At 42.1% G+C, this 8,061-nt stretch carries 14 protein-coding genes; 2 read left to right on the top strand and 12 right to left on the bottom strand.

The features are described from left to right. Positions 1-45 precede the first annotated feature (45 nt). From C6H66_RS21090 to C6H66_RS21145, 12 genes are all read right to left on the bottom strand, one after another. On the bottom strand, positions 46-645 hold the full coding sequence (locus tag C6H66_RS21090; RefSeq protein ID WP_105396642.1) for a recombination protein NinG: 600 nt from the start codon (positions 643-645) through the stop codon (positions 46-48). A 2-nt stretch (positions 646-647) separates the two neighbouring features. Further along, positions 648-959 (bottom strand): DUF2591 domain-containing protein, encoded by a 312-nt coding sequence (locus tag C6H66_RS21095; RefSeq protein ID WP_105396630.1) that lies wholly within the window; start codon positions 957-959, stop codon positions 648-650. Next, positions 949-1,122 carry a NinE family protein gene (locus C6H66_RS21100; protein ID WP_105396631.1) on the bottom strand — a complete coding sequence of 58 codons (174 nt, stop codon included), beginning with the start codon at positions 1,120-1,122 and terminating at the stop codon, positions 949-951. Before C6H66_RS21100 ends, C6H66_RS21095 begins: the two co-directional genes overlap by 11 nt. Beyond that, a complete protein-coding gene (locus tag C6H66_RS21105; protein WP_105396632.1) occupies positions 1,082-1,273 on the bottom strand; it encodes a ClpX C4-type zinc finger protein in 192 nt (63 codons plus the stop codon). The genes C6H66_RS21100 and C6H66_RS21105 overlap by 41 nt, the downstream gene beginning before the upstream one ends. Then, positions 1,270-1,713, bottom strand: a complete 444-nt coding sequence (locus tag C6H66_RS21110; RefSeq protein WP_105396633.1) for a YbcN family protein — start codon at positions 1,711-1,713, stop codon at positions 1,270-1,272. Before C6H66_RS21110 ends, C6H66_RS21105 begins: the two co-directional genes overlap by 4 nt. Next, entirely contained in the window at positions 1,703-1,915 is a 213-nt protein-coding gene (locus tag C6H66_RS21115; protein WP_105396634.1) for a hypothetical protein, read from the bottom strand. The genes C6H66_RS21110 and C6H66_RS21115 overlap by 11 nt, the downstream gene beginning before the upstream one ends. Positions 1,916-1,936: 21 nt before the next feature. Further along, a complete protein-coding gene (locus tag C6H66_RS21120; protein WP_105396635.1) occupies positions 1,937-2,893 on the bottom strand; it encodes a primase-helicase zinc-binding domain-containing protein in 957 nt (318 codons plus the stop codon). Next, complete coding sequence (locus C6H66_RS21125; protein ID WP_105396636.1) at positions 2,856-4,397, bottom strand: DEAD/DEAH box helicase; 1,542 nt, start codon at positions 4,395-4,397, stop codon at positions 2,856-2,858. Before C6H66_RS21125 ends, C6H66_RS21120 begins: the two co-directional genes overlap by 38 nt. Positions 4,398-4,469: 72 nt before the next feature. Further along, entirely contained in the window at positions 4,470-4,940 is a 471-nt protein-coding gene (locus C6H66_RS21130; RefSeq protein WP_105396637.1) for a helix-turn-helix domain-containing protein, read from the bottom strand. Positions 4,941-5,214: 274 nt separating this feature from the next. Continuing rightward, positions 5,215-5,544, bottom strand: coding sequence for a hypothetical protein (locus C6H66_RS21135; RefSeq protein WP_105396638.1), 330 nt, complete (start codon positions 5,542-5,544; stop codon positions 5,215-5,217). Positions 5,545-5,590: 46 nt separating this feature from the next. Then, positions 5,591-5,908, bottom strand: a complete 318-nt coding sequence (locus C6H66_RS21140) for a CII family transcriptional regulator (RefSeq protein WP_248000769.1) — start codon at positions 5,906-5,908, stop codon at positions 5,591-5,593. 223 nt (positions 5,909-6,131) lie between these two features. Further along, entirely contained in the window at positions 6,132-6,320 is a 189-nt protein-coding gene (locus C6H66_RS21145; protein ID WP_105396639.1) for a Cro/CI family transcriptional regulator, read from the bottom strand. Positions 6,321-6,399: 79 nt separating this feature from the next. Between C6H66_RS21145 and C6H66_RS21150 the strand changes: the two genes are divergently transcribed. Continuing rightward, positions 6,400-7,047 (top strand): LexA family protein, encoded by a 648-nt coding sequence (locus tag C6H66_RS21150; protein ID WP_105396640.1) that lies wholly within the window; start codon positions 6,400-6,402, stop codon positions 7,045-7,047. Between the two features lie 430 nt (positions 7,048-7,477). After that, on the top strand, positions 7,478-7,843 hold the full coding sequence (locus C6H66_RS21155; protein WP_105396641.1) for a transcriptional antitermination N peptide: 366 nt from the start codon (positions 7,478-7,480) through the stop codon (positions 7,841-7,843). Positions 7,844-8,061: the final 218 nt, after the last annotated feature.

An 8,061-nucleotide genomic window follows, 5' to 3' on the forward strand; every position in this document is an offset into this window, starting at 1 on the left:
GTTTCATGTCGCAAGAACCTGGCTTCCTCAATTGCTGCTTCAATATCAGTGAAGATTGTCATGCCGTAGCCTCTTCAATTTCTCATCAAACTCAGCTTTGATCGCTTTGCACTCTTCGATAGTCCATCTATGCCGATCATGATTACTCTCGATAGCTTCTACTGACTCAATGCCAATCCGCTCAATAAGCTCAACTCGATATGGAACCAGGTTCCCCGAGTGATGCTGATTACAGACGATGCATTGCCGTTGAATATTGCGCTCATCAAAGCGTAATTGTGGCGCTGCTGATGTTGTTCTATAGTGCCCTGCGTCCCATCGAGAAGATTCACATGTCCCACATGAAACACAGGGCTTATCTTTGTCGCGATAACGAATATATGCATTAACAGAACGTTGGGCTTGCTGAATAAAATAACTGCGGGGCTTTACTGCTAATCGACGGGCTTTGAGTTTATCTTTCTTCTCTGCTAATTCTTGCTGCTGTTTCTTTTTAAGTTCCCGCTCTGCTTTTTCCTGTTTCTTTTTTCGGTCTTTCCTGCCTTTAGCTGCTGCACATTCAATTGAACATGTATTTTGAAATTGTCGAGCGGGTTGATATTCTTTATGACACTCATTGCACTCTCTTATTCGAAGTTTTCTCATAATCATTCACTCATCATCAGAAATACAATCATTGCTGCTCTCAGCGGATTTTTATCGTTAACTTCAATACATGCATTATGATACTGACGCGCTGACCAAAAATCATTTACATAGACTAAACTTATTTTATTCTTAACAATAATAGGCCACGAATCGTCGGGATTATTACAAGCGTCGAACGTTCTATTATTAACTCGTACATAGTTATAAGACGGATTATCGTTGTAATTGATGCTATATTTATAAAAGTCCACTTTTTCAGCTACATGAGCATTAATTTCAAAATCTGACAATTCACTGTATTTATTTTTCATTTCTATTTCTCCGTCTTTCCCACTTTGCACGCAATAGTTCATGAACGTAATCAAACGTTTTAACTTCTGACTCCGCGGGAACTGGCTTTGATTTTTTATTTAATGGGACTTTATAGATTAGATTATTGATGACTCGCTGAGTCTGTGATGTTTTCTGACTCATTTAATTTATTTCCATCTTTCAATATTAACGTCCCGACACAGCGAAGAACACAATCATCACAAATATCAACATTGTTTCCTGATACCATTGCATTTACTTCATCTTGCGATTTACCGCAGAAATTACACCAATGTTTATTACCTGCTATCATTTATCTTGCTCCTGTTTTAATTTCATATATTCGCTGTTATCCGGTATTGTCACGAAATAACCAATACTAGCTGCCCATTGCTCAACTCTTTCCATAAACTGAAACATATCCCCTGTGTCGAGTTTTGATGTCCGCTTAAGTGTCCTGACACGCTCTATAAGCTGCGTAGTAACATCCATTATCTCGATAACTTCATAGCCCAAGAATGTATGCTTAAGCATCTCCTTAACTTCTTCCGGTGAATATTTGGCACCGTTAGAAATAAGGTAACGACTTATTTCACCAAACCACATATGAGCCGTGGCATTTTGAGATAATGAGCGTTTATTCTTCCAAGGCTTAATAGTAATGCGGTGCGGTTGTTTAGTTTCAAGTGTTTCTTTGAGTATTTCCCATGCCTGGGATTTATTCGATTCGTGAAAACAAAAATCAGCTTCCATTTATCCCCCCTTTATTTACTTTCTTATTCCATGCAGCCTCTGATTCTTCAAATGTGAAATAATGTTTACTTTCATTTTGACAGCGCAAGCATTTATGATAATGCATCTTTCCTTTGCTATCATCGTTATAATCGCGCAATACCCAGCAATTGATAGCCCTTCCACCACATTTACACGGTAGAAATGTTCTTTCTTCACTCATACTCACATCCTTCCTATTTTTTTATCTCTGCAACTGCTCTTGAAATACTTTTGCACCGTTGATCAGCATATCGTTAAAATCCCCGGTTTCGGGCCAGCGAATACTGACCAGTTCCACATCGTTATTACTGAGTATGTTTTTATTGCCACACTCAAACGCCGCCGCTAGCCCCGTACCGTTACTATCTCTGTCAGCAAATATAATCAAGTGTTTCACTCCCTTGGGAGCGCGGAATTTCCGTAAGAACCCGGCATTCAGAGTTGACCACGTGTTACAGCCGTATATCTGCTTACACGACAAAGCCGTTTCTATGCCCTCAGCGATCCCCAACGTTGAAGAAACCGGAAACATGCGGATCGCAATGGAATTAGCAAAGTTAAGATAGTTATCTTCCTGTAGTTTCAGCATGCGCTTATTGCCATCGAAATCCGCTTTTTTCTCTCCGTCTAACACAGTTCTGTGGAGGTAACAGCCCGCCCCTTTATCGTCAGTTGCTATTGACCAAACGGCCTGTTTCTTGCCGAACGGCGTTTTTTCGTCAGCATTAAAACGAATGTGGCCGACTGGTAATTCGAATATGCCGCGACTGAATAAATAGCGCTGGGCTGGTGTGTCTTTTAGCGGGGGTAATGCTGAGAACTTGCTGATAACTTTTACACGGGTTGCTTGGGTTTCTTGCTGCGGCTGCTTATCATGACCTCGTTTGTAGTTGTAACTGTTTCCTATTAGTGAATCAATTTCTCTTGCTAATGTCTTGAAATCTTTTCCCTGAGTTAATTCCAGTAACTTCCATCCATCGCCCGCCCCACAACTGCATATCCATGATCCCGTCCCATTTTTGTCATCACATCGATATTTTCCTTTTCGCTTACATGCTGGACACTCTCCTGCATAATGTTTCTTTCCTGTAACGGGGGGTAAATCGTAGTATTCAAAAATTTCAGGCCACCGCCCCTTGACTACTTCTACTGTCCGCATTTTTCTGTTTCTCCTGCATCTTTGCCCACGCGATTTGTTTAGAACGAATGAAGTTGTAAACTTCCGGTGAGATTTCAATTAAGTGATCGCTTAAGCCGTGCGGCCAGACACCGAACTTTTTCTTGTAAGTATGAGCGCACCAACCATCACTAATAGGCTTCCCCTGATTTTCCCGCTCACGCTGATAATATTTAATTTGTGACCACCAGCTTTGTTTTTCTTCCTTGCTGTAAATTCGCTCATTCTTCCCTAATTTTTTCAGCCCGCGAGACTCGTCAACATCAACGTTCTCACCCATCAGCGGCTTAAAACCGCATTTCGGGCAGACATAGACGCCAGCGGGTTTCATGTAATGACAGCCAGGACATTCTTTCGGTATCTTCTCTTGCTTGACTTTCTCGCTAAAACTTGATGAAGATTTCATGCCGTCATTTTTGGATGGCAACTTGTCATACTCAATTTCATCAGGGAAGCCGAGAAGATGGATAGAGCCAGAATGATCGAATATTAAGCACTTATCTTTACCCGATGCTGTACGAAGCCCGCGACCAAGACATTGCACCCATCGGATTTCTGACTTGGTAGGCCGGGCGTAAATGATGCATCGGACATCACTGTCAAACCCGGCAACTAACACACCGACATTGACAATGATTTTTGTTGCCCCACTTTCGAATCGATTGATGATCAACTGCCGCTCATCATGCGGGGTTTCTGCTGTCATCACTTCGGCGTTAATACCCGACTTGTTAAACTCCATCGTGACATAGTTAGCGTGCTTAACATTGACGCAAAAGCAGATAGTTGGCCGGTCTTCGCCATTTTCAAGCCAGAATTTAACGATGTTGCCCACTAACGTTGAATCGCCCATGATTTGGGCTAGTTGTTCCTCGTTGTAGTCATTACCAAATGCAGCCAAACTTGTTGTTTTTACCCCGGTCAAATCTGGCTTGTCCGGTGCGTAGAACTCGTATTTGCTCAAATCCCCAATGCTGATGAGTTCTTTCATCGTCGTCGGCTTAATCAACTTCTCGTAATATTTACCCATCCACTTAGCAAACGGCGTTCCTGATAAACCGACAACGCGAATATCGCTATCTCTGATAATTTCTAGCAACTTGCGGCGCTTCATGTGAGCTTCATCGATGATGAGTAGATCGATATTGTCTGGAAACTCACGACGAATGAGCGTATCCGCTGAAGCAATTTGAATCAGCCGTTCTGAGTCATGTAGCGGATGATTTCGCCAGACATAGCTGATCTGGTCTGCCGGCAGTCCGTATTCAACAAAACGGGTTGCCGTTTGATCCAGTAACACGGTATACGGTGCAACGAACATGACACGCATTCCGCGAGAAACAAATCCGTCTGTGATAAACGCGGCGATAGCCGTTTTACCAAATCCCACACTAGCCGATAATAAAAACGTTCGATGTTTTTTCCACTCGTGACGAAGCATGTTAAGCGCTGTGACTTGCTTAACCTTCGGTGTTATATTTAACATGATTTATTTCCTTGAAAGTCGGTTCGGAATCGCTCGCCAAAGTTTTCCGAATCGCTTTTGTTGATGATTTCGCTACGTTTCCTCTTCAAACGTAGCGGGAACGGTGAATGAATCTGTAGAAACACTTGCAGGGTTCAATCTGTATTTCACATTTCTTGCCCGGTTTGATTCAGCAAAAAACAGCGCGGTATCTCGTAACTCACGCTTGCCCTTCCAAAAACCATCCGGGTTTATTTCATAAACTTTGCTATACCTGCTGCGTATCATCCCTGAATCTTTCAGGGTTTTTATCGATCTGTACACCGCACTTTTTGATAAGCCGGTCTGTGAGATGAGCGTTGACGCATCGACCATCAATGCGCCCGTCTCTTTGTCCATATCCTTGATCATTCTCAGATACAAAATTATTGTTGCGTTATCTCTCTCCTGTGCACATTTTGTAATAAAATCAATACCTTTATCGTATGCCTGAATGAATATATGGCCTTTAGTGTCATGATTGGGTATAATTTCAACATCGTGTATTTTTGACCGCATAGTCATCACTTCACCCGCCAAATTGCCTATAACTCACTGTTTTTAAAGACTTTCCCATACTGTGGGACAATTTGTCCCATACTGTGGGAAAAACGCATTTTCAACCCATTGATTTTAAACATATTTTTAAGTTGTCCCTTCTATGATTCTATATGTCAGATTCTGTGACTCGATCCGCCGTTGACCTTGACCTTGTTTTTTCGGTTTTGGCTTTGTGCAAACTTTGACTTTCAGCACTTACCAGAAACACAAGCCAGATTTTTATGTTGGCTTCGGAGTTTCAGGCGACTACCTGATAGGGCTGGTTGTTCTGGCTAGTGCCTGTTTTCAGCAACTCATTCGGGGTTGTTACATACCCCTGACTGAACGCAGCATATTTCCTGACAAACTCCCTTAACCGGATATTCGCATGACGCCGTGCCGTGTTATCTTTTCGATATGAAATTGGTTCCTCGTCCCAAGCAGCTTGATAAACCTCGGCATACCGAACCGTAATCTTTCCGCGAGTGGACGGATCGAGCTGCAACAGCATTTCTCGAATCCATTTTTCATCATCACGAAAAAAATTGGACGGCATCAAGACATTGACGTGATAGTCGAAACTGTCCATAATCACCTCGCAGTGATAGGGGAAAGTGAGAGTTCCCCCGCTTGACTCATATTTGATTAGCCTCGCCTGTTGCCGCAGTCGGGGCTTTTTCTCTTAAGTGAGATAGCATCTCTTGTAACGCTTTAGCTATCTGTGCTGTTTCTTCTCCATGAATAACAACTTCACTGACCGGCGCTTCAAACCCGATTGCAGCTAGCAATTTCGCGGCTTTAGTAACAAAGCCGGTCTCTTCTGCCTGCCATCGGCTTATCTGTGATTGATGCACGCCGCAAGCGTCAGCGACATGCTTCGGCCCGGTAACGATGATCCCTTTTCGTATTCGTGATTCGATTTCTTTAGTTTTGCGTTCTATTGCAATATCCATATGTTAAATTTCTTAAATAAAATTAAATTTATAGCCCACTGTTGGGCTACGCTCCCCGATTTGTGAGGAATGCACCTTTCGGCGCTGAGATGTTAAAAATCGATGTAAATTTGCACGCCGATAATTTCGGTACGCAAATTGATGCAACTAACCCTCTTTAAGAGTGTCAGTTAGAAACAGGCTCCCCACACGGGCAGGGCATTCATTGTATGAGGTTCAATTTTTAGGCAGCAGCCTTGTTATATAACTCAGGCTTATATTTGAGTTTACCGTTAGTAATTCTGTTCAACTTAAGAGCCGCTCGCTCAGGAATAACATCTTTCCATTGAGAAACTGCGGCATCAGACAAGCTGAGTTTCTCGGCGATAGCCCGCTGACTGCCAAAAAATTTAATCGCGTCATCTTTGAACATATTCAAATCTCCATTTAAGATGTCTTTAATTATTGAACTAAAGGAATCTTAAGTCAAGAGGATTTAAGATTGCTTAATCATGAAAACTACAATCGGCGAGCGTATTAGATTACGCAGAAAAGAGCTCAAGCTCACTCAAAGAGAACTCGGCAAACGTATCGGCGTTTCGAATGCTGCTATTTCTCAATGGGAAAAAGAAGATACTGAGCCAAAAGGTGATAATCTACTGGCTCTATCTTCTGCGTTAGGCTATTCGGCCACATACATACTCAATGGAGAGGATGACGGCTCGAATGTTTCATTTCTTAAACTCAATAAAACAAGGGGGGAATATCCACTAATAAGCTGGGTTTGTGCTGGGAATTGGAGTGAAGCGGTGGAACCTTATCACAGAAAAGCCGTTGATGATTGGTATGAAACTACCGTCAATTGTTCTAATGAATCCTTTTGGTTAGAAGTAAAAGGCGATTCAATGACATCAACTTCCGGATTAAGTATCCCAGAAGGAATGATGATTTTAGTAGATCCAGAAGTGGCACCAGTGAATGGCAAATTAGTTGTTGCTAAGTTAGAAAGTGAAAATGAAGCAACATTTAAGCAATATGTTGTTGATGCTGGACACCATTACCTCAAACCTCTTAATCCACAATATCGAATGATACAGATTAATGGGAACTGCAAAATCATTGGCGTAGTTGTGGACGCAAGAATAGCAAAATTACCATGACACACACATACCTCATTAACATAAAACAAAAGGCCCTCCCCGGAGGGTTTTTTGCTTCTCATTAAGCCTATTTTTAAGTAATCCTCACACTAAATTTAAGATTTATTAAATTTAACGTTGACATTTTTATTAAGACATCTTAAATTTAAACGCATCGAACAGGCAAGGAAAGCCCACGAAGTAGCCGCCGGTGGCGTAAGAAGAACCGGATGATTCGATACCAAGTTAAGCCACAGCAGTACCTACAATGAATGCCCTGCCCGTGTGGGGAGTCCCTACCCAAAGTGATTTTTGGGGCGTGGTTAGCAGAGTCTAAGGATGGACATAGTGAATCTGAAAAGTTTGCGCACCTCTTCTAGTGGATTGCAAATTTAAAACAGTCACTCAATGCATTAACTGCGCCCCAAAAATTACTAATCAGGGGTATCAAATGGAAAGCATCACTGTTTTACCTAAGACTGGTCGTTTAAGCTCCAAAATGCGCCGTCATATAGAGCGTGGCAATTTAATAACTCGCAATCGTTTAGAGGAACACATTCGCAAGTCTGAAATAAAAGCTCTTGAGAATGTTATCGATAAAGCTTTTGGCGTAGAAACCGAGCCGCGCAAAGTATTAACTCTCAAGCGCAAGCTTGAAAACGACAGCGCAAACGTAATAGCCAGTTTAGTCACTCAAATTAAAGGCAACGAAGAACAACAAGAGCCAACACCCAGCTTTGATAATTGCTGCTTACACAACACTTTTCTTTATTCAGTCAAGAATAAGAAAAATAGCAATATTACAGCCAGACAATGAGCGAATTTCGCCACACTTGGAATAACAGGAAATTTTTGGCATGGATGCTACTTATTGTAGAGAGTTAAATATAAGAACATTAAAAGGAGAATTAATCATGGTTTAGTGACACAGCTATACCGCTACCAGCCTGATAAATCCAGGCACACGACGACTGTGTAGAGGTCGGGTTCCCACGGCGACGTAGTGAGGGAAAGGCGGCTTAGAGCATCACTGAG

Source organism: Photorhabdus hindustanensis (genome assembly GCF_002968995.1).
Lineage (GTDB): Bacteria > Pseudomonadota > Gammaproteobacteria > Enterobacterales > Enterobacteriaceae > Photorhabdus > Photorhabdus akhurstii.

Excerpts from the sequence above, each read along its gene's own strand:
- C6H66_RS21125 (WP_105396636.1), bottom strand. The coding sequence starts at position 4,397 with ATGTTAAATATAACACCGAAGGTTAAGCAAGTCACAGCGCTTAACATG.
- C6H66_RS21095 (WP_105396630.1), bottom strand. The coding sequence starts at position 959 with ATGAAAAATAAATACAGTGAATTGTCAGATTTTGAAATTAATGCTCAT.
- C6H66_RS21140 (WP_248000769.1), bottom strand. The coding sequence starts at position 5,908 with ATGGATATTGCAATAGAACGCAAAACTAAAGAAATCGAATCACGAATA.
- C6H66_RS21090 (WP_105396642.1), bottom strand. The coding sequence starts at position 645 with ATGAGAAAACTTCGAATAAGAGAGTGCAATGAGTGTCATAAAGAATAT.
- C6H66_RS21110 (WP_105396633.1), bottom strand. The coding sequence starts at position 1,713 with ATGGAAGCTGATTTTTGTTTTCACGAATCGAATAAATCCCAGGCATGG.
- C6H66_RS21100 (WP_105396631.1), bottom strand. The coding sequence starts at position 1,122 with ATGAGTCAGAAAACATCACAGACTCAGCGAGTCATCAATAATCTAATC.
- C6H66_RS21115 (WP_105396634.1), bottom strand. The coding sequence starts at position 1,915 with ATGAGTGAAGAAAGAACATTTCTACCGTGTAAATGTGGTGGAAGGGCT.
- C6H66_RS21105 (WP_105396632.1), bottom strand. The coding sequence starts at position 1,273 with ATGATAGCAGGTAATAAACATTGGTGTAATTTCTGCGGTAAATCGCAA.
- C6H66_RS21145 (WP_105396639.1), bottom strand. The coding sequence starts at position 6,320 with ATGTTCAAAGATGACGCGATTAAATTTTTTGGCAGTCAGCGGGCTATC.
- C6H66_RS21135 (WP_105396638.1), bottom strand. The coding sequence starts at position 5,544 with ATGGACAGTTTCGACTATCACGTCAATGTCTTGATGCCGTCCAATTTT.
- C6H66_RS21155 (WP_105396641.1), top strand. The coding sequence starts at position 7,478 with ATGGAAAGCATCACTGTTTTACCTAAGACTGGTCGTTTAAGCTCCAAA.
- C6H66_RS21130 (WP_105396637.1), bottom strand. The coding sequence starts at position 4,940 with ATGACTATGCGGTCAAAAATACACGATGTTGAAATTATACCCAATCAT.
- C6H66_RS21150 (WP_105396640.1), top strand. The coding sequence starts at position 6,400 with ATGAAAACTACAATCGGCGAGCGTATTAGATTACGCAGAAAAGAGCTC.
- C6H66_RS21120 (WP_105396635.1), bottom strand. The coding sequence starts at position 2,893 with ATGCGGACAGTAGAAGTAGTCAAGGGGCGGTGGCCTGAAATTTTTGAA.